Source organism: Kocuria rosea (assembly GCF_006094695.1).
Classification (GTDB): Bacteria; Actinomycetota; Actinomycetes; order Actinomycetales; family Micrococcaceae; genus Kocuria; species Kocuria rosea.
This window is the reverse complement of sequence record NZ_CP035103.1, coordinates 2233883-2254036: the sequence shown is the minus strand read 5'-3', so window position 1 is coordinate 2254036 and position 20154 is coordinate 2233883. Positions and strand designations below refer to the sequence as shown.

At 72.7% G+C, this 20154-nt stretch carries 16 protein-coding genes; 8 read left to right on the top strand and 8 right to left on the bottom strand.

All coding sequences use genetic code 11. The features are described 5' to 3' along the window. The first annotated feature begins 11 nt into the window (after positions 1 to 11). From uvrC to secG, 8 genes are all read left to right on the top strand, one after another. Complete coding sequence (gene uvrC, locus EQG70_RS10490) at positions 12 to 2060, top strand: excinuclease ABC subunit UvrC (RefSeq protein ID WP_109268933.1); 2049 nt, start codon at positions 12 to 14, stop codon at positions 2058 to 2060. Positions 2061 to 2160: 100 nt separating this feature from the next. Next, the gene (rapZ, locus tag EQG70_RS10485; protein ID WP_095651779.1) at positions 2161 to 3087 is read left to right on the top strand and encodes an RNase adapter RapZ; all 927 of its coding nucleotides are present in this window, start codon (positions 2161 to 2163) and stop codon (positions 3085 to 3087) included. Between the two features lie 31 nt (positions 3088 to 3118). Further along, entirely contained in the window at positions 3119 to 4198 is a 1080-nt protein-coding gene (locus EQG70_RS10480) for a gluconeogenesis factor YvcK family protein (RefSeq protein WP_017832808.1), read from the top strand. 50 nt (positions 4199 to 4248) lie between these two features. Beyond that, positions 4249 to 5229 (top strand): DNA-binding protein WhiA, encoded by a 981-nt coding sequence (gene whiA, locus EQG70_RS10475; protein WP_031282663.1) that lies wholly within the window; start codon positions 4249 to 4251, stop codon positions 5227 to 5229. Between the two features lie 216 nt (positions 5230 to 5445). Beyond that, positions 5446 to 6450 (top strand): type I glyceraldehyde-3-phosphate dehydrogenase, encoded by a 1005-nt coding sequence (gene gap / locus EQG70_RS10470; protein WP_031282661.1) that lies wholly within the window; start codon positions 5446 to 5448, stop codon positions 6448 to 6450. A 40-nt stretch (positions 6451 to 6490) separates the two neighbouring features. Then, positions 6491 to 7714, top strand: coding sequence for a phosphoglycerate kinase (locus EQG70_RS10465; protein ID WP_109268934.1), 1224 nt, complete (start codon positions 6491 to 6493; stop codon positions 7712 to 7714). Between the two features lie 127 nt (positions 7715 to 7841). Beyond that, entirely contained in the window at positions 7842 to 8657 is an 816-nt protein-coding gene (tpiA, locus tag EQG70_RS10460) for a triose-phosphate isomerase (RefSeq protein ID WP_109268935.1), read from the top strand. A 70-nt stretch (positions 8658 to 8727) separates the two neighbouring features. Further along, entirely contained in the window at positions 8728 to 8982 is a 255-nt protein-coding gene (gene secG, locus EQG70_RS10455; protein WP_035923973.1) for a preprotein translocase subunit SecG, read from the top strand. Positions 8983 to 9117: 135 nt separating this feature from the next. Here secG and EQG70_RS10450 read toward each other — a convergent pair whose 3' ends face one another. The 8 genes from EQG70_RS10450 to tkt form a co-directional block, all read right to left on the bottom strand. Next, complete coding sequence (locus EQG70_RS10450) at positions 9118 to 9981, bottom strand: hypothetical protein (protein WP_109268936.1); 864 nt, start codon at positions 9979 to 9981, stop codon at positions 9118 to 9120. A gap of 34 nt (positions 9982 to 10015) precedes the next feature. After that, positions 10016 to 10624 (bottom strand): hypothetical protein, encoded by a 609-nt coding sequence (locus tag EQG70_RS18140; protein WP_126346344.1) that lies wholly within the window; start codon positions 10622 to 10624, stop codon positions 10016 to 10018. A 691-nt stretch (positions 10625 to 11315) separates the two neighbouring features. Next, entirely contained in the window at positions 11316 to 12065 is a 750-nt protein-coding gene (gene pgl / locus EQG70_RS10440; protein ID WP_109268938.1) for a 6-phosphogluconolactonase, read from the bottom strand. Further along, positions 12062 to 13195, bottom strand: a complete 1134-nt coding sequence (locus tag EQG70_RS10435; RefSeq protein WP_109268939.1) for a glucose-6-phosphate dehydrogenase assembly protein OpcA — start codon at positions 13193 to 13195, stop codon at positions 12062 to 12064. The genes pgl and EQG70_RS10435 overlap by 4 nt, the downstream gene beginning before the upstream one ends. After that, on the bottom strand, positions 13192 to 14703 hold the full coding sequence (gene zwf, locus EQG70_RS10430) for a glucose-6-phosphate dehydrogenase (protein ID WP_017832799.1): 1512 nt from the start codon (positions 14701 to 14703) through the stop codon (positions 13192 to 13194). Before zwf ends, EQG70_RS10435 begins: the two co-directional genes overlap by 4 nt. Before the next feature lie 160 nt (positions 14704 to 14863). Beyond that, positions 14864 to 16480 carry a glucose-6-phosphate isomerase gene (locus EQG70_RS10425; protein ID WP_109268940.1) on the bottom strand — a complete coding sequence of 539 codons (1617 nt, stop codon included), beginning with the start codon at positions 16478 to 16480 and terminating at the stop codon, positions 14864 to 14866. A gap of 56 nt (positions 16481 to 16536) precedes the next feature. Next, on the bottom strand, positions 16537 to 17643 hold the full coding sequence (gene tal / locus EQG70_RS10420; protein WP_109268941.1) for a transaldolase: 1107 nt from the start codon (positions 17641 to 17643) through the stop codon (positions 16537 to 16539). Positions 17644 to 17698: 55 nt separating this feature from the next. Further along, positions 17699 to 19834 (bottom strand): transketolase, encoded by a 2136-nt coding sequence (tkt, locus tag EQG70_RS10415; protein WP_109268942.1) that lies wholly within the window; start codon positions 19832 to 19834, stop codon positions 17699 to 17701. Positions 19835 to 20154 lie beyond the last annotated feature (320 nt).

Genomic DNA, 20154 nt, shown 5'->3' with positions numbered 1-20154 from the left:
GGGACCGGACCGTGGCCGATCCGGAGAGCTACCGCCCCGCCCGCCAGGACATCCCGACCGCCCCGGGCGTCTACCGCTTCCGCGACGAGTACGGGCGCGTGGTCTACGTGGGCAAGGCCAAGAACCTGCGCAACCGGCTGAGCTCCTACTTCGCGCCCCCGCACGCCCTGAGCCCCAAGACCCGCGCCATGGTCACCACCGCGGCCGGGGTCGAGTGGACCGTGGTGGGCAGCGAGCTGGAGTCCCTGCAGCTCGAGTACACGTGGATCAAGGAGTTCAAGCCCCGGTTCAACATCGCCTACCGGGACGACAAGTCCTACCCCTACCTCGCCGTCACGATGGCCGAGTCCGTGCCGCGGGCCCAGGTGGTCCGGGGGGAGAAGAAGAAGGGCAACCGCTACTTCGGCCCCTACTCCCAGGCCTGGGCGATCCGCGAGACCCTCGACGCCCTGCTGCGGGTGTTCCCCGTGCGCACCTGCTCGAAGGGCGTCTACCGGCGCGCCGAGCAGTCCGGGCGCCCGTGCCTGCTGGGCTACATCGACAAGTGCTCCGCCCCGTGCGTGGGGCGGATCTCCGAGGAGGACCACTACGCCCTCGCGGAGGACCTGTGCCGGTTCATGGCCGGGCACGCGACCCCGTTCATCAAGGAGCTGCAGCGGCAGATGCAGGAGGCCGCCGCGGCCATGGACTTCGAAACCGCGGCCGCGCGCCGGGACGACATCGCCGCCCTGGAGAAGGCCTTCGAGCGCAACGCCGTGGTGCTCTCCGACAGCACCGACGCCGACTTCTTCGCGCTCGCCGAGGACGAGCTGGAGGCCGCCGTCCAGGTCTTCCACGTCCGGGGCGGCCGGATCCGCGGCCAGCGCGGCTGGGTCACCGAGAAGGTCGAGGAGGCCGACGGCGGACGCCTGCTGGAGCAGCTGCTCGAGCAGGTCTACGGCGACACCGCCGCGGACGCCGCCGAGAGCGCCCACGCCGCCGCGCCCCCGTCCTCGGGCGGATCGAAGCACCGGCCCTCCGCGGAGCTCGCCTACCGGGAGGACGCCATCCCGCGCACCGTGCTGCTCTCCGAGCCCGCCGACAGCACCGACCGGCTCGAGGAGTGGCTCTCGGGGCTGCGCGGATCGCGCGTGACGATCGCCGTGCCGCAGCGCGGGGAGAAGGCGCACCTGATGGAGACGGTGCAGGAGAACGCCCGGCAGGCACTGAAGCTGCACAAGTCCCGGCGGGCCGGCGACATCACCACCCGCTCCGCGTCCCTGCAGGAGCTGCAGGAGGCCCTCGACATCCCCGTGCCGCTGATGCGCATCGAGTGCTACGACATCTCGCACGTGCAGGGGACCAACGTCGTCGCCTCCATGGTCGTCTTCGAGGACGGGCTGCCCAAGAAGTCGGACTACCGGAAGTTCTCGGTCACCGGCGAGGCCGCCCGGGACGACACCGCGTCCATGCACGACGTCATCTCCCGGCGCTTCCGCCGCCACCTCGAGGAGCAGGCCGAGCGGGAGGCCGCCGGGCCGCGCACCGGGCAGGTGGACGCCGGGGCCGAGGCCCCGGAGCGGGCGCGGTTCGCGTATCCGCCCAGCCTGGTGGTGGTCGACGGCGGGCCCCCGCAGGTCGCCGCCGCCGCCCGGGCGCTGCGCGAGCTCGGGATCGACGACGTCCACGTGGTCGGCCTGGCCAAGCGGCTCGAGGAGGTGTGGGTGCCGGACGACGAGTTCCCCGTGATCCTGCCGCGCGCGAGCCAGGGCCTCTACCTCCTCCAGCGGATCCGCGACGAGGCCCACCGCTTCGCCATCACCTTCCACCGCAAGAAGCGCTCCTCCGCCATGACGGTCTCCGTGCTCGACGAGCTGCCCGGGGTGGGCCCCGCCAAGCAGAAGGCCCTGCTCAAGCACTTCGGCTCCGTCAAGAAGCTCCGGGCGGCCCGGGTCGAGGAGCTGGAGCAGGTCCCCGGCTTCGGGCGGACCCTCGCCGAGAAGGTGGCCGCCGCGCTGCAGGCCTCCGACGACACCACCGCCCCGGCGGTCAACATGACCACCGGTGAGGTGTTGTCCTGAGCCCGGGCGCGCCGCCGGGGTCACGGCGGGGCCCCGCCGACTTCGTTAGGCTGGGGCGGGACCACGGGCGCAGGCCACCACGACGGGAGACGGAGCGGACATGAGCGAGCACACCGCCGGAGCGGACGTCGGGACGGCGGACGGGACCGACCACGCGAAACCGACCAGCTCGGAGCTGCTCGTCGTGACGGGCATGTCCGGGGCCGGGCGCAGCACGGCCGCGAACGCCCTCGAGGACCTCGGCTGGTACGTGGTCGACAACCTGCCGCCGCAGATGCTGCACACCCTCGCCGACCTCGTCTCCCGGACCCCGCAGGCCCTGCCCAAGCTGGCGGTCGTCATCGACGTGCGCGGCAAGGCCCTGTTCAGCGACATGAAGGAGACGCTGGCCGCCCTCGAGGCGTCCGACGTCGACTTCTCGGTGCTCTTCCTGGACGCCGCCGACGAGGTCCTGGTCTCCCGCTACGAGCACCAGCGCCGGCCCCACCCACTGCAGGCCGGCGGCCGGATCCTCGACGGGATCCGCGCCGAGCGCGCCCTGCTGACGGACCTGCGGGAATCGGCCGACGTGGTCCTGGACACCTCCGCGTTCAACGTGCACGCCCTGTCCCGGGCCGTGGCCGACCTGTTCTCCACGAACGGGCCGGTGGTCCTGCGCCTGACCGTGCTCAGCTTCGGCTTCAAGTACGGGGTCCCCGCGGACGCCAACTACGTGGCCGACGTCCGGTTCATCCCCAACCCGCACTGGGTCCCGTCGCTGCGCCCCCGCACCGGCAAGGACGACGAGGTCCGGGACTACGTCTTCCAGGACGACGGCCCCCGGCAGTTCGTGGACCGGTTCGTCGCCATGCTCGAACCCGTCTTCGCGGGATACCGTACGGAGAACAAGCACTACGCCACCATCGCGATCGGCTGCACGGGCGGGAAGCACCGCTCCGTGGCCGTGAGCGAGGAGGTGGCCCGCAGGCTCGCCAAGCTGCCGCTCGTGACGGTCAACATCCAGCACCGGGACATGGGCCGGGAGTGACCGGCTCGCCCTCACCGCGATGGGACCCCCGATGACCCTTCCTCCCACCGGCGCGTTCCCCCGGCTGCCCCTCAGCAGCGGCGCCGATGCCGACCCCCACCATTCGCCCGACCCCTCCGCCCGGCGGCCCGGCGGCGCCAGCCCCTCCGTGGTCGCCCTCGGCGGCGGGCACGGGCTCTCGGCGAACCTCGCCGCGCTGCGCCGGATCACCCCGGTGCTCACGGCGGTCGTGACGGTGGCCGACGACGGCGGCTCCTCCGGCCGGCTGCGCGACGAGCTCGGCGTCCTGCCCCCGGGGGACCTGCGGATGGCGCTCGCCGCGCTGTGCGACGACTCCGAGTGGGGCCGGACGTGGCGCGACGTCATGCAGCACCGGTTCAGCTCCTCGGAGGGGCGTACCACGACCCTCGACAACCACGCGCTGGGCAACCTGCTCATCGTCACGCTGTGGGAGCTGCTGGGGGACCCGGTGGCGGGGCTCGAGTGGGCGGGCGCCCTGCTGGGCGCCCGCGGCCGGGTGCTGCCGATGTCCACGCAGCCGCTGGTCATCGCCGGCGACGTCCCCGGCGCCCTGTCCGGCGGGAGCGCGAGCGGCTGCGCGGGCGAGGCCGGCACGGTCCGCACGATCACCGGGCAGGCGGTCCTGGCGAAGCAGGCCGACGTCTGCAACGTGCGGCTCGTGCCCCCGGACGCCCCGGCCTGCCCGCAGGCGGTCGAGGCGGTCGGGCTCGCCGACTGGGTGATCATGGGGCCGGGCTCGTGGCACACCTCCGTGCTGCCGCACCTGCTGCTACCCGAGCTGCGGCAGGCGATCTGCGGCTCGCCGGCGCGCCGCTGCGTCACCCTGAACCTCTCGCCGGACACCGAGACGCGCGGCAAGACCGCCGCCGACCACCTGCGGGTCCTGCACGACTACTGTCCCGAGCTGACCCTGGACGTGGTCCTCGCCGACCCCTCGGCCACCGAGGACGGCGCCGACCTCGAGGAGGTCGCCCGCGGCCTGGGCGCCGAGGTCTTCTACGCCGACGTCCGGGCGCACCCCGGCACCGCCGTGCACAACACGCTCCGGCTCGCGGCCGCCTACCAGGAGATCTTCGAGCGCCACCGCTGAGCCTGCCGCCCCACCCCCACACACCCCAGCATCCCCAGGAAAGGAACCGCGTGGCCCTGACGTCATCGGTGAAGGAAGAACTGTCCCGCCTCGAGATCAAGAGGTCCTCGGAGCGCCGCGCCGAGCTCTCCGCCCTGCTGCGCTTCGCGGGCGGGCTCCACATCGTCTCGGGACGCATCGTCGTCGAGGCGGAGGTGGACCTCGGCGCCACCGCGCGCCGGGTGCGCCGCGCCGTCCACGAGGTCTTCGGCCACGACAGCGAGATCGTGGTCGTCTCCGGCGGGGGACTGCGGCGCGGGAGCTCCTACGTGGTGCGCGTCGTCGAGGACGGCGAGGCCCTCGCCCGCCAGACGGGACTGCTCGACTCGCGCGGGCGCCCCGTGCGCGGGCTCCCGCCCGCCGTGGTCAACGGGGCCGTGGCCGACGCCGAGGCGGTGCTGCGCGGGGCCTTCCTGGCCCACGGCTCCCTCACGGAGCCCGGCCGCTCCGCCGCGATGGAGTTCACCTGCCCCGGCCCGGAGGCCGCCCTCGCGCTCGTGGGCGCGGCCCGCCGGCTCGGCGTCCTCGCGAAGGCCCGCGAGGTGCGCGGCGTGGACCGGGTGGTCGTGCGGGACGGGGACGCGATCGCCGCGCTGCTCACCCGGATGGGTGCCCACCAGACGCTCCTCCAGTGGGAGGACCGGCGGATGCGCAAGGAGGTGCGCGCCACCGCCAACCGCCTCGCCAACTTCGACGACGCCAACCTCCGCCGCTCCGCGCAGGCCGCCGTGGCCGCCGGCGCCCGGGTGGAGCGCGCCCTGGAGATCCTCGGCGACGAGGTCCCGGAGCACCTGCGGCAGGCGGGGGAGCTGCGGCTGTCCAACAAGCAGGCCAGCCTCGACGAGCTGGGCCGGCTCGCCGACCCCCCGCTCACCAAGGACGCCGTGGCGGGCCGGATCCGCCGGCTGCTGGCCATGGCGGACCGCCGGGCGGAGGAGCTGAACCTCCCGGGCACCGACGCCGGTGTTGCCGCGGAGGCCCTGCCCTCCTGAGCGGGGCGCGCCGGCGCGGTCACTCCGGGGCCGCGCAGGGAGAGGGCTTTGGTCCCGCGTGGGTTTCCGAGGGTCCGCATCCCTCGATGTGGGATTGTGTGGGTTTGGCGATGAATACCGGGTGAATCTTTCACGACCCCAAGACATCCCAGGGATAACCACGTAGAATGGGACCTGGTTCAACGATCCAGACCCCGACCAACACAGGAGTACCCAGTGACCATTCGAGTGGGCATCAACGGTTTCGGACGCATCGGACGCAACTTCCTCCGCGCGGCGCGCGAGCAGGGCGAGAACATCGAGGTCGTGGCCGTGAACGACCTCACGGACCCGGAGGCCCTGGTCCACCTCTTCAAGTACGACTCCATCATGGGCCGGTTCCCCGGCGAGGTGACGCTCAACGGCGACACCATGAGCGTCGACGGCCACGAGGTCAAGTTCCTCGCCGAGCCCGACCCCGCCAAGCTGCCCTGGGGCGAGCTCGGCGTGGACGTCGTCGTCGAGTCGACCGGCCGCTTCACCAACGGCTCCAAGGCCAAGGCCCACCTGGACGGCGGCGCCAAGAAGGTCGTCCTGTCCGCCCCGGGCAAGGAGATCGACGGCACGTTCGTGCCCGGCGTCAACCTCGACACCTACGACGCCGCGTCGATGAACATCGTCTCCGCGGCCTCCTGCACCACGAACTGCCTCGCGCCCATGGCGAAGGTCCTCAACGACGCGTTCGGCATCGAGCGGGGTCTGATGACCACCATCCACGCCTACACCGCGGACCAGAACCTGCAGGACGGCCCGCACAGCGACCTGCGCCGCGCCCGCGCCGCCGCCCTCAACATGGTGCCCACCACCACCGGCGCCGCCGCCGCCGTGGGCCTCGTGCTGCCCGAGCTCAAGGGCAAGCTGGACGGTTTCGCCGTGCGCGTGCCCGTGCCCACCGGCTCCGTCGTGGACCTCACCTTCGACGCCCAGAAGGAGGTCACCGTCGAGTCGGTCAACGCCGCCATGAAGGAGGCCGCCGAGGGCCCCATGAAGGGCATCGTCAAGTACACCGAGGACCCCATCGTCTCCTCGGACATCCAGGGCGACAGCATCTCCACGATCTTCGACGCCCCGCTGACGAAGGTCATCGGCAACCAGGTCAAGGTCATCGCCTGGTACGACAACGAGTGGGGCTACACCTCCCGCCTCGTCAACGTCGTCTCCCACGTCGGCGCGCAGCTCTGAGCCCGTCGCCGCGCGACGCCGCCGGGGTAGGGTGAGTGGCATGGCTCATGCACTTGACGAACTGATCGCCGACGGCGTCGCCGGGCGCCGCGTCCTGGTCCGCTCCGACCTCAACGTCCCCCTGGACGGCTCCACCGTGACCGACGACGGGCGCGTCCGCGCGTCCCTGCCGGTCCTGAAGAAGCTGGCCGATGCCGGGGCCCGCGTCATCGTGATGGCGCACCTCGGCCGGCCCAAGGGGCAGGTCGACCCGAAGTACTCGATCGCGCCCGCCGCGCGGAAGCTGGCCGAGCTGGCCGACTTCCCCGTGGCGGCCGCCTCCGACGTCGTCGGGGAGGACGCCCGGGCCAAGGCCGAGGCCCTCGCCGACGGCGAGGTGCTCGTGATCGAGAACGTCCGCTTCGACCCCCGCGAGACCTCGAAGGACGACGCCGAGCGCGGCGCCTTCGCGGACGAGCTCGCCGCCCTGACGGGCGAGAACGGGGCCTACGTGGACGACGCCTTCGGCGCGGTGCACCGCAAGCACGCCTCCGTGTTCGACATCGCCCACCGGCTCCCGGCCTACCTGGGCGACCTCGTCAAGCGGGAGCTGGACGTGCTCACCAAGGTGGTCTCCGCCCCCGAGCGCCCCTTCGTGGTGGTCATGGGCGGGTCCAAGGTCTCCGACAAGCTCGCCGTGATCGAGAACCTCATCGGCAAGGCCGACTCGCTGCTCATCGGCGGCGGCATGGTCTTCACGTTCCTCGCCGCCCAAGGGCACTCCGTGGGCGGGTCCCTCCTGGAGCAGGACCAGATCGGGACGGTCAAGGACTACCTCGAGAAGGCCTCCGCGGCCGGCACCGAGATCGTCCTCCCCGTGGACATCGTCTACGCGGCGGAGTTCGCCGCGGACGCCGCGCACGAGGTGCGCCCGGTCGACGCCATCGAGGACGGGGAGATCGGCTCCACCGGTCTCGGCCTGGACATCGGCCCCGAGTCCGCGAAGCTGTTCGCCGAGCGGATCCGCGGCGCGAAGACCGTGTTCTGGAACGGCCCCGCGGGCGTGTTCGAGATGGAGGCCTTCGCCGGGGGCACCCGGGCGGTCGCCGAGGCCGTGGTGGCCTCGGACGCGATGAGCGTCATCGGCGGCGGCGACTCCGCCTCGGCCGTGCGCAACCTCGGGTTCTCCGACGACCAGTTCGGGCACATCTCCACCGGCGGCGGCGCCTCCCTCGAGTTCATCGAGGGCAAGGAACTCCCCGGGGTCGTGGCCCTGGGCGCCTGACCCGCACGCTCCCCGCCACGGCGCCGGGGGCGCCCCGGGGCCGCACGGCCCGGGGCGCCCCCGCCGCCCAGCGCACCACTGCCGAACCGCACGACGAGCGGCGCACCCGCCGCGGACAGGAGTCCCCATGACCTCGCAGACCAACGGTCAGTTCGACCGCACGCCGCTGATCGCCGGCAACTGGAAGATGAACATGGACCACGCCCAGGCGATCACCCTGCTGCAGAAGCTGGCGTGGACCCTGGACGACGCCAAGCACGACTACTCCCGCGCCGAGGTGGCCGTCTTCCCGCCGTTCACCGACCTCCGCTCCGTCCAGAGCCTCGTGGACGGTGACGACCTGCGCGTCGTCTACGGCGCCCAGGACCTCTCCGACCAGGACTCCGGCGCCTACACCGGCGACATCTCCGGCCAGTTCCTGGCCAAGCTCGGCTGCACCTACGTGCTCGTGGGCCACTCCGAGCGCCGCACGGTCCACGGCGAGTCCGACGAGCTGTGCAACGCCAAGATCGCCGCCGCCCACCGCCACGGCCTGGTCCCGGTGCTGTGCGTCGGCGAGGGCCTCGAGGTCCGGCAGGCCGGCGAGCACGTCGCCTTCACGCTCGAGCAGCTGCGCGGCTCCATCGCCGGCCTCGAGGCGGACCGGGTGGCCGAGCTCGTGGTGGCCTACGAGCCCGTCTGGGCGATCGGCACCGGCGAGGTCGCCGGTCCCGAGGACGCCCAGGAGATGGCCGCCGCCATCCGCGCCGAGCTGGCCGGGCTCTACGACAACGGGACCGCCGCGAAGACCCGCATCCTCTACGGCGGTTCCGCGAAGGCCGCCAACGCCGGCTCGATCCTCAAGGGCAAGGACGTGGACGGCGTCCTCGTCGGCGGCGCCAGCCTCGACGCCGAGGAGTTTGCTAGCATTGCCAGGTTCGAGCAGCACCTCGTGACCGATTGATCACGACCCCCTGACCGTCCGCGCCCGCCGGGCGCGGCTGCTCGACGGACACCCCCGAGGGAAGGCCCCAGTGGAAATTCTGCAGAACGTGCTCCTGGCGATCATCGTGCTCACGAGCCTCCTGGCCGTTCTCCTCGTCCTGCTCAACAAGGGCAAGGGCGGGGGCCTCTCCGACATGTTCGGCGGCGGCATGACCCAGTCCCTCAACACCTCGGGCGTGGCGCAGAAGAACCTGGTCCGCCTCACCACCACCACGGCCGTGGTCTGGGCCCTGTCCATCGCGGCCTACGCGCTGACCATGCGCTTCGCCGAAGTGGCCGTCTGAGCCGACGGCTGGTCGAACGACCCCCGGCCTCCCCGGCCGACCACGGAAGTCCGTGCTCGGCCGGGGAAGCCGGGGGTCGTCCGCGCTGAGGGGCCGCCGCATGCGCCCGGCGACGTGCGGTCCCCGCGCCCCGGATCAGCGCCCGTACTGGACCCGCAACGAGGCGTCGTCGGGCAGCACCACCACCGTTCCCTCCTCGACGGACCACCCCTCGTGGAGGAAGAAGTACCGTTCCCCGCTGACGGTGAGCAGGCGCAGCCCGTCGTAGCGGTACAGCGGGGCCTCGGCCGTGCCCAGCTCGTGCGTCGTGACCCCCAGGACGTCGAGGCCCAGTGGTTCCTGGCTGTAGACCTGCGCCCGGGGCAGCCACGGCAGGTTCACCTCGAGATCCTCCGCGAGCCCCCGTCCACGGGCCTCCGCGAAGTTCGAGGTTCCCCAGAAGAGCAGCAGCGCTACGAGGACCAGGAGCAGCGTCGCCTCGACGGCCTGCTGCTCGGCGGGCCGTCGAGGGCCCTCCACGGCAGCGGCACAGCGGCGGATGCGGACGGCCCACGCGGCCACGAGCACGCCGGCGGTGACGAGGTACGGGGCGTACAGGGGGCTGTAGACGCGTTCGGCGAAGAGCAGGACGACCATGAGGCCGATCAGGGCCCCTGCACCGAGCAGAGCCGCCCGCGGCAGTGTGGTCGCCCACCTGCCGGCCGCTCCCCGGTCGATGCGTCTCCGCAGCAGCCGGTCCAGCCAGACCCACAGCATCGCCAGCGCGACCAGCAGCAGCAGCGGCAGGTACAGCGCGCTGATGCTCAGCAGCGCGAAGTCCCGCGTGGTGTAGCCGAACAGGTTGACGTGCAGTCCCATCCACTCGGCCTGCGCCTTCGCGCGAGCCCAGCCGAAGTAGAACACCAGGGCCGTGACCACGGTGGCCGGCGGCCCGATGACCGACACGTAGCCCAGGACGTGCGACCACACGGAGCCGGTCGGGGCAGCGGTCTCCGTCATCGTTGCCGCCCGGTACCGCAGCCGCAGCGGCCCGTCAGGAGCCGGGGGCCGGACATGCCGTCGTGCCGGGGGCGTAGTCCAGGGCGACCGTGCTGAGGGCCGGGTCCTCGAGCACGTAGCCGGAGCCCGAGAGGGCCACCGGCAGCGAACCACCCGCCTCCGGGACCGGTGCCGGGGGCGCCACGAAGAACGGTCCGGTCGATGCCCACTGGATCGGCACGGGAGTCGGGCCCACGGTGACGAACTGCACGCTGCCCACGGGCAGGGCCCGGTCCTGCACGTTTCCGCGCAGGTGGACAGGAACGCCTCCGCACGGCGGCACGGGCACGGCGGACTCGCCGGCCTCGTCCGGCGCGGTCGCGAGCCCCGTGATGGACAGGGGGCAGGCGGTGCCCGGCGTGTCGACGAGCACGGGCACGTCCTCGGGGTGGTCCCGGTGGAACTGCACCAGACGCTGCAGCATGGCGACCGCCGCAACGTCGTGACAGCTCTGCGGCAGCGGCGCGGCAGCCAGTGCCGCCGCCCCCTGGGACCAGAGCGCCTCGTCGTTGGTCACGGCCGCCCGGCACAACAGGGAGGCGGCGTCCTGCGCGCTCGCGCCGGCGAGACTGTCGTGGTCGCACGTGCCGGCGCGCAGGGCCACGTACCATCCCGGTTCTCCGGGACCGACGGGTCCGATCGGCAGACCGCCGATCACGGGAGCGACGCGAGGAGGGGCCGGGGTGCTGCCCTCGCCGCCGCTCCCGCCGCCGGGACCCCCACCGCCGTTGCTCCCACCGCCGGGAGCGGCACCGCCGGGAGCGGCACCTTCGGGAGCGGCACCTTCGGGAGCGGCACCTTCGGGAGCGGCACCGTCGGGAGCGGCACCGTCGGGAGCGGCACCGTCGGATCGGCCGCGGGCGGAGCCGTCACGCCCGGGCCCGGCGGCGTCCTCGGAGCCGGGCTCGGCACTCGGAAGGTCCGTGGAGCCGTCCGAGGTCCGCGCGGAAAGGTCCGATTCCGGCTCGGTGGTCTGCTCGGCCGCAGGGGATCCGTTCGCCGGCTCGGCGCCGTCGTCGGGCCCGCCCCGGCCGCACGCCGTGAGCACCACGAGGACGCCGGCGGCCAGGACGGTGCCGGCGCGGACGGGACGTGCCGGGAACACGACCTCACCGGCCGTCCGCGCTCGTCCGGATGTCGCCACAGGTACGCAGGATCTCCATGGTCATGGATCCCGTTCTCTTCGCCAGGCGCTCGGGTGCCGACTCTCATCGGTGAGCATGACGGCACAGGCGTCACTACGGCGTGACTACCGTCCGGTCACTCGGGGTGCTTCGCCCCGGCGGCCCGACGCGTCAGCCGTCGAGGGCGTCCTGCGTGACCAGCAGCAGCGTCTCCTCGGTCCCGCGCACCCCGGCCCCGGGCGTGCGTTCGATCGGGGCGCCGCCGCGGACGGCCGCGACCGCCCCTGCCTTGTCCGCCCCGGCCACGAGGAACCAGACCCGCTCCGCGCTGTTGATCATCGGCAGCGTCATGGTCACCCGCTCCGGCGGGGGCTTGGGGGAGTCCCGCACCCCCAGCACGGTGGCGTCCTGCTCGTGCACGTGCGGCAGCCCCGGGAACAGGGAGGCCACGTGGCCGTCGGGGCCCAGGCCCAGCAGCGAGAGGTCGAACCGGGGGTACGCCTCCGTCCGCTGCTCCGCGTCGGCCGCCGCCGCCAGCTCGCGCCGGTAGTCGAAGGCGGCGTCCTCGGCGGTGGCGAAGTCGTCGGCGCTGCCCATGTAGTGCACCCGGTCCGGGTTCAGGTCCAGGGCCCCGCCCACGGCCTCGACGGCCTGGACGCAGTTGCGCTCGGCGCTGTCGCCGGCCACGAAGCGCTCGTCCGACCACCACACGTCGACCCGGGTCCAGTCGACCTCGTCCCGGCGGGCGGAGGCGGCGAGGGCCGCGAGCACCGCGGTGCCCATGCTCCCGCCGGTGAGCACAAGGCTCGCCTCCCCGCGCTCCTCCTGCGCCGCCGCGACCACGTCGAGGACCCGCTCCGCGGTGTCCGCGGCGAGCGACTGCTTGTCCGGGTGGGCGATGGTCTCCAGCTCGGCGCTCATGCGCGCTCCTCCCCGGGGGCCAGGACGGACGTCTCGGGTGCCGGGACGGATGCCTCGGCGGCCGGGACCGCACCGGAGTCCGGTTCCGCCGGCTCGTCGGCCGGGGCGTCGTCGGGCGTCGTCCGGTCCCGGTCGGGGAGGTGGCCGCCGTGCTCGGCGAGGAACCGTGCGGCGCCGGGGGTGAGCTCGCCGGCGGTGTCCACGATCTGGGCGATCCGCACGTCCCGCAGGCCGGTCGTGATCACCTCGCCGTAGACCTCGTCGGGGTCCAGGCGCCGGAGCTCCTCGGCGATGCAGGCGTTGAGGTCCCGCACGGGCATGGCGATCTGCTGGTCGGGCTGACCCGGCTGCCGCAGCATCGCCACGGACCGGCCCGGGCGCTCGAGCACGATCTCGCCGTCGTCCCGGACGAGGGTCACCCGGTCGAGGCGGCGGGGCCCGGGGCTGTTGACCAGCGTCACGTCGGCGTCGAGCCGGGTGCCCAGCCACGTGCCGAGCAGCACCACGCTGGGGGAGCGGCCGCACCCCTCCACGACGACCTCGCGCACGGGCGCGGGCTCCGCCTGGTCCAGGACCGCGGCCAGCTGGATCCGCCAGTTGGTCACCCGGGTCCAGGCCAGATCCGTGTCGCCGGGGACGTACCGGGTGCTCAGCTCGGCGAGCGCCTCGTAGGCGTCGTCGCTGCGCGCGGAGTCCGTGATCCGGCGGTGGGCGATCCCGGCGATGGACGAGGTGTGCGGCGAGGGCGGCGGCACCGTGTGCGCCCACCAGGCGACGATCGGGGCGTCCGGCAGCAGCAGCGCCGAGAACAGGGTCTCGGTGGGCTCGGCGAGCTCGCCGTAGCCGTGCAGCACGATGACCTCGGAGGCGCCGGCGTCACCGCCCATGCGCAGCTGGGCGTCGAGCCGGGTGCTCTCCGCCTGGGAGTGCGCCACGTGCACGAGGATCCGGCACGGGTGCTCGTGGCTCGCGAAGTTCGCGGCCTCCAGGGCGGCCTCGGAGTGCCCGGCCTGGGCGAGGATCACGAGCGTGAGGACCCGGCCGAGCGTGACGACGCCGTGCTGGTCCCGCAGCTGGCTCAGCTTCTTGTCGATGGCCGAGGTGGTGGTGTTCTCCATCGAAACGATCACGGTCGCCTCCAGACGCGTCCGTCGCGGGCCAGCAGCTCGTCGGCGGCGGCGGGTCCCCAGGACCCGGGCGCGTAGGGCTCCGGCATGATCTCCTGCTCCGACCAGCACTGCTCGAAGGGGTCGAGGATCCGCCAGGACAGCTCGACCTCCTCGTGGTCGGGGAACAGTGGTGGTTCCCCGAGCAGCAGGTCGAGGATCAGGCGCTCGTAGGCCTCCGGGCTGGACTCGGTGAACGAGTGGCCGTAGCCGAAGTCCATCGTGACGTCCCGGATCTCCGACTGGGTCCCGGGCACCTTGGAGCCCAGCCGGATGGTCACGCCCTCGTCGGGCTGGATCCGGACCACGATGACGTTCTGTCCCAGGTCCTCGTGGCCGTTGTCCCCGAACAGCAGGTTGGGGGAGTTCTTGAACTGCACCGCGATCTCGGTCACCCGCCGGCCCAGGCGCTTGCCGGCGCGCAGGTAGAACGGCACGCCCGCCCACCGGCGGTTGTTGATGTCCACGCGCAGCGCCGCGTAGGTCTCGGTGCGGGAGTCGGCGGGGATGTCCTGCTCCTCGAGGAAGCCCCGCACGCGCTCACCGCCCTGCAGACCGGCCTCGTACTGGCCGAGCGCCGAGTGCGCCGCCCGGTCCTCGGGGACGACGACGGAGGCCAGGACCTTCGCCTTCTCGGCGCGCATGTGGTGGGCCTGGAAGGACAGCGGCTCCTCCATGGCCGTGAGGGCCAGCAGCTGCAGCAGGTGGTTCTGGATGACGTCGCGGGCCGCGCCCACGCCGTCGTAGTAGCCGGCGCGGGAGCCGATGCCGATGTCCTCGGCCATGGTGATCTGCACGTGGTCCACGAACTGCGCGTTCCACAGGGGCTCGAACATCTGGTTCGCGAAGCGCAGCGCCAGGATGTTCTGCACCGTCTCCTTGCCCAGGTAGTGGTCGATGCGGAACACCGAGTCCGCCGGGAACACCCGCTCCACGATGGCGTTGAGCTCCTGCGCGGACTCGAGGTCGTGGCCGAAGGGCTTCTCGATGACCACGCGGCGCCACCCGGAGGCGTTCTCGTGCTGGGCCAGGCCGTGGTCGGCGAGCTGCTGGCAGACCGTCTCGAACGCCTTCGGCGGGATCGAGAGGTAGAACGCGTGGTTGCCGCGCGTCCCCGAGTGCACGTCGAGCTCCTTGAGGGTCGACTTGAGCGCCTCGTAGGCCTTGTCCTCGTCGAACTCCCCGCGCACGAACCGGACGCCGGAGGCGAACTGGCGCCACACGTCCTCCTGGAAGGGGGTGCGGGCGTGCGCCTCGACGGACTCGCGCACCACCTCGCGGAACTGCTCGTGGGACCAGTCGCGGCGGCCGAAGCCGACGAGCGCGAAGGACGGCGGCAGCAGACCCCGGTTGACGAGGTCGTACATCGCCGGCAGCAGCTTCTTCTTCGCGAGGTCTCCCGTCACGCCGAAGAGCACGAGCGCCGACGGGGCGGCGACCCGGACGAGCCGCCTGTCCCTCGGGTCCCGCAAGGGATTGCGGGCGTTGTTGTCTGGCAACGGTACTCCTTCACGTCTCTGCGGGGCCGTGGCACCCACGGGGGCCTGCACGCGCAACGGTCGGCGCGGGAACTCCCGCGCCGACCGTGGCGTGCTCCCATTCTAGGTCAGCGGTCCGGTCGTGCCGGCCGGGTCAGCCGCCGAGGGCGTCGACGGCCTGGCGCAGCCGGTCCACGCCGGCGGCGCGGTCCGCGAGCCGCAGCCGCAGCACGGGCCGCCCGTGGTCGGCGAGGACCTGGGCGTCCCCGTCGGCCTGGGCCGAGATCAGCTCGCCGAAGCTGAACGGGCTGTCCGGGATCTCGAGGTCCGTCTCCGAGGCGGCGGTGATCTGCAGGTACACGCCCTCCGCCGGTCCGCCCTTGTGGTACTGGCCGGTGGAGTGCAGGAACCGGGGGCCCCAGCCGAACGTCACGGGCCGGCCGGTGGCCCGGGCGAGGACGGGGCGGACGCTCTCCAGCTCGGCCCACGAGAGCCGGTCGAAGTACGCCTGCACGGACAGGTAGCCGGTCTCCGGCAGCTGCGCGAGCAGCTTGGCGAGCGCGTCCTCGACCGTCTGCGCCCCGTCGAGCAGCTCCTGCGCCCCGCGGATCTCCACGGGCCCGTCCACGACGTCCGCGGCCGTGGGCTGCGGCTTGTCCTCGAGCAGGGCGCGGGTGGCGTTCTTGGCGGACTCCACGTCGGGCTGGTCGTACGGGTTGATGCCGAGCAGCCGCCCGGCCGCCGCGGTGGCGACCTCCCACAGCATGAGCTGGGCGCCGAGGGAGCCGGAGACCCGCACGACGTCGCCCTCGGGGGCCTGCTCCTCGTCCACGCCGACGAGCTCCACGACGAGGACGTCGGAGGCCCCCGAGGAGGCCTCCGGGGCGTCGCCGGCGCCGACGACGACGGGCAGCACGCCCTTGCCCTCCTTGCCCGTGGACTCGGCGATCAGCTGCTCCGCCCAGTCGGCGAACCCGGCGATCCCGGAGCCCAGGTCCCGGAACACGAGCTTGTTGCGCAGCGGTTGCGTGCCGCCGAGCGCCGCGCCCAGGTGCAGGCCGGGGTTGTCCTCGGCGTCCTCGCGCAGCACCTCACCGGCCTCGTCGGCGTCGTCGAGCAGAGCCCCGACGTCCACGCCGGCGAGACCGGAGGGGACCAGGCCGAAGGCGGTGAGCGCCGAGAACCGCCCGCCCACGGTTGGGTCGGCGGTGAAGACCCGGCGGTAGCCGGCCTCCCGTGCGGACGCCTCCATGGGCGAGCCGGGGTCGGTGACCACCACGATGCGCGAGGCGGCGTCGATGCCCGCGTCCTCGAACGCCCGGGCGAAGACCCGTCGCGCCGAGTCGGTCTCCACGGTGGAGCCGGACTTGGAGGAGACCACGATCGCGGTGCGCTCGAGGCGGTCGGCGAGGGCCGCGCCCACCATCTCCGGGTCCGTGGAGTCGAGCACGAACAGCTCGACCCCGGCGGTCCGGGTGATCACCTCGGGGGCCAGGGAGGACCCGCCCATGCCCGCCAGCACGAACCGGTCCACGCCCTCCGCCGCGAACTCCTCCCGCAGCGCGGTGATCTCGGCGACGAGCGGGCGGGAGACCTCGGCGGCCTCCACCCAGCCCAGCCGCTTGGCGGACTCGTCCTCGGCCGCAGCGCCCCACAGGGTGGGGTCCTGGGCGAAGAGCTTGGAGGCGAACCTGTCGCCCACCAGCGCGGGCACGTGCCGGTCGACGGCCTCGCGGGCGGCGCCGGAGGTCTGGACGGACAGGGAGCTCATGGGTTCTCCTTCGGGTGGGGCGGCACGGACGGTGCTCGGGTCAGGACGGGACAGGCTCAGCGGGCGTTGTCGAGGGCGGCGCGCACGGTGTCGAGCAGCTCCGCCCAGGAGTCCTCGAACTTGGTGAGACCCTCCGCCTCGAGCTGGGCGACGACCTCGTCGTAGGAGATCCCCACGCCGGCGATCCGGTCCAGGAGCTCGTTGGACTCCGCGTAGGTGCCGGTGACGGTGTCCCCGGTGACCTCGGCGTGGTCGAACGTGGCCTCCAGGGTCTTCTCCGGCATGGTGTTCACGGTGTTCGGGGCCACCAGCCCGGTCACGTACAGGGTGTCCGGCAGGGACGGGTCCTTGACCCCGGTGGAGGCCCACAGCGGGCGCTGCGGGTTCGCCCCGGCCGAGGCCAGCCGCTCCCAGCGCTCGGTGGCCAGGGCGTCCTCGTAGATCTGGTAGGCGAGCCGGGCGTTGGCCAGACCGGCCTTGCTCTTGAGCGCGGCGGCCTCGTCGGTGCCGATCTCCTCCAGGCGCTTGTCGACCTCGGAGTCCACCCGGGAGACGAAGAAGGACGCCACGGAGTGGATGGTGGAGAGGTCCTTGCCGTTCTCGAGCGCCTGTTCCAGGCCCAGCTGGTAGGCGTTGATGACCGCGCGGTAGCGCTCGAGGGAGAAGATCAGCGTCACGTTGACGGAGATCCCCTCGGCGATGGTCGCGGTGATCGAGGGCAGGCCCGCCTCGGTGGCGGGGATCTTGATCAGCGCGTTGGGGCGGTCGATGGTCTGGGACAGGCGCTGGGCCATGGCGGCGGTCGCCTCGGCGTCCTGGGCCAGGCGCGGGTCCACCTCGATGGACACCCGCCCGTCCTCGCCCTGGGTGGCCTCGGCGATGGGGGCGAAGAGGTCGCAGGCGTCGCGCACGTCGTCGGTGGTGATGGCCAGCACGGCCTCGTCCACGTCCGTGCCGGCGGCGGCGAGCTGCTTGACCTGGTCCTCGTAGGCGTCGTGCTTGGCCAGCGCGGCGGCGAAGATCGTCGGGTTCGTGGTCACGCCCACGACGTCCTTCTCGTCGATCAGCCGCTGCAGCCCGCCGGAGGCAAGGCGTTCGCGGGAGAGGTCGTCGAGCCAGATCGAGACGCCGGCGTCGGAGAGCTTCTGGGTGGGGGTGGTCATGTGTCTGTCACTCCTCGTGCTCGGGGGAAGGTGGTCGGTCGGTGCGCGCCGGGGCTCAGCGGCCCACGGAGGCGGTGGCCTGCGCGGCGGTGAGGGACTCCTGGGCGGCGGCGGTGACGGCCTCGGCGGTGATGCCGAACTCGCGGTAGAGGGTCTCGTAGTCGGCGGACTCCCCGAAGTGCTCCAGGGACACGGCCCGCCCGTGCTCGCCGAGCAGGTCCCGCCAGGACATGGCGATCCCGGCCTCCACCGACACGCGGGCCTTCACGGCCGCCGGCAGTACGGACTCGCGGTACTCGGCGTCCTGGGCGTCGAACCACTCCCGGCACGGCATGGACACCACGCGGGCGGCCACCCCCTGCGCCTTGAGCTGCTCGCGGGCCTCCACGGCCAGGGAGACCTCGGAGCCGGTGCCGATGAGGATCACGTCCGGGGTGGACTCGGTGTCGGCCAGGACGTAGCCGCCGCGGGCCACGCCCTCGGCGGAGGCGAACTTCTCGCCCTCGGCCTCGGGGTGCAGGTCCGTGCGGGCGAAGGTGGGCACGTTCTGGCGGGTCAGGGCGATGCCGGCCGGGCCGTGCCGGTTCTCCAGCATCGTCCGCCACGCGATCGCGGTCTCGTTGGCGTCGGCCGGGCGCACCACGTCCAGGCCGGGGATGGCCCGCAGGGCCGAGAGCTGCTCCACGGGCTGGTGGGTGGGTCCGTCCTCGCCGAGGCCGATGGAGTCGTGGGTCCACACGTAGATCGAGGGGACCTTCATCAGCGCGCCCAGGCGCACGGCGGGGCGCTGGTAGTCGGAGAAGATCAGGAACGTCCCGGAGAACGCCCGGGTCTGGGAGGACATGGTGATGCCGTTGACGATCGCCGCCGCGGCGTGCTCGCGGATGCCGAAGTGCAGCACCCGCCCGTAGGGGTTGCCGGTCCACTTCGCGGTGGAGCGGGCCTCGGGGATGAAGGAGGGCGCGGACTCGATGGTGGTGTTGTTGGAGCCGGCCAGGTCGGCCGAGCCGCCCCACAGCTCGGGGAACGTGTCGGCGATCGCGTTGATCACCTTGCCGGAGGCCGAGCGGGTGGCCACGTCCTTGCCGGCCTCGAAGACGGGGAACGCGTCGGCGTAGTTCTCGGGCAGCTCCTCGGCGCGGATCCGGTCGTAGAGGTCCGCCCGCTCCGGGTTGGCCTCCCGCCAGGCCTGGAACTGCCGCTCCCACTCGTCGCGGACCTGCTTCATGCGGTCCTGGATGCCGCGGGTGTGGGCGATGACCTCGTCCTCCACCACGAAGGACTTCTCGGGGTCGAAGCCGAGGATCTCCTTGGTCGCCGCGACCTCGTCGGCCCCGAGCTTGGAGCCGTGGATGCCGCCGGTGTTCTGCTTTCCCGGCGCGGGCCAGCCGATGATCGTGCGCAGGGCGATCAGCGAGGGCTTGGCGGTCTCGGCCTTCGCCGCGCGGATCGCGGCGTAGAGCTCCTCGACGTCCTCGACGTAGTCCCCGGTCTTCGTCCAGTCCACCCGGGCCACGTCCCAGCCGTAGGCCTCGTAGCGGGCCAGGACGTCCTCGGTGAACGCCACGTCGGTGTCGTCCTCGATCGAGATGTGGTTCTGGTCGTAGATCACCACGAGGTTGCCCAGCTCCTGCACCCCGGCCAGCGAGGACGCCTCGGAGGTCACGCCCTCCTGGAGGTCGCCGTCGGAGGCGATCACGTACACGGTGTGGTCGAACGGGGAGGTCCCGGCGGGGGCCTCGGGGTCGAACAGGCCGCGGGTGTAGCGCTGGGCGTAGGCGAAGCCCACGGCCGAGGCCAGGCCCTGGCCCAGCGGGCCGGTGGTGATCTCCACCCCGGTGGTGTGCCGGTACTCGGGGTGGCCCGGGGTCTTCGAGCCCCAGGTCCGCAGGGACTCGATGTCCTCGAGCTCCATGCCGTAGCCGGAGAGGAACAGCTGCAGGTACAGCGTCAGCGAGGTGTGCCCGGGGGAGAGGATGAAGCGGTCACGGCCCGTCCACCGGTCGTCGGTGGGGTCGTGACGCATCACCTTCTGGAACAGCAGGTACGCCGCGGGGGCCAGGGACATCGCCGTGCCGGGGTGGCCGTTGCCCACCTTCTCCACCGCGTCCGCGGCCAGCACCCGCACCGTGTCCACGGCACGCCGGTCCTGCTCGGTCCAGGTCAGCTTCTGATCGAGTTCGGTCGCCAAGATTCGGTGCCCTTTCCATTGGGGTCCGCTGCCGTGCGCAGCGGGTGCCGGTCGTGGACCGGCGGTTTGGGTCCAGCTTAGGTCACGCGCATTTCGGGCGTGTGACCGACGGCACCGGTTCCCGGGGCCCCGGACGTCTTTCCCGTCATGTCCGGAGCGGGAACGGACGCCGCCACGCGCTATGCTGTATAGGACCTTCTTCCGCGCCCGCGACCACCGCGCCGACCGCTCCTGCGTGCCGGCGACGCACCGTCTCCGGGCCGACCTCGCGCACGGAGCCGGGGGAACACCACCGCAACCGGGAGCAATGATTCTGTGAA

Excerpts from the sequence above, each read along its gene's own strand:
- rapZ (WP_095651779.1), top strand. The coding sequence starts at position 2,161 with ATGAGCGAGCACACCGCCGGAGCGGACGTCGGGACGGCGGACGGGACC.
- EQG70_RS10480 (WP_017832808.1), top strand. The coding sequence starts at position 3,119 with ATGACCCTTCCTCCCACCGGCGCGTTCCCCCGGCTGCCCCTCAGCAGC.
- EQG70_RS10465 (WP_109268934.1), top strand. The coding sequence starts at position 6,491 with ATGGCTCATGCACTTGACGAACTGATCGCCGACGGCGTCGCCGGGCGC.
- tpiA (WP_109268935.1), top strand. The coding sequence starts at position 7,842 with ATGACCTCGCAGACCAACGGTCAGTTCGACCGCACGCCGCTGATCGCC.
- EQG70_RS10450 (WP_109268936.1), bottom strand. The coding sequence starts at position 9,981 with ATGACGGAGACCGCTGCCCCGACCGGCTCCGTGTGGTCGCACGTCCTG.
- pgl (WP_109268938.1), bottom strand. The coding sequence starts at position 12,065 with ATGAGCGCCGAGCTGGAGACCATCGCCCACCCGGACAAGCAGTCGCTC.
- EQG70_RS10425 (WP_109268940.1), bottom strand. The coding sequence starts at position 16,480 with ATGAGCTCCCTGTCCGTCCAGACCTCCGGCGCCGCCCGCGAGGCCGTC.
- tal (WP_109268941.1), bottom strand. The coding sequence starts at position 17,643 with ATGACCACCCCCACCCAGAAGCTCTCCGACGCCGGCGTCTCGATCTGG.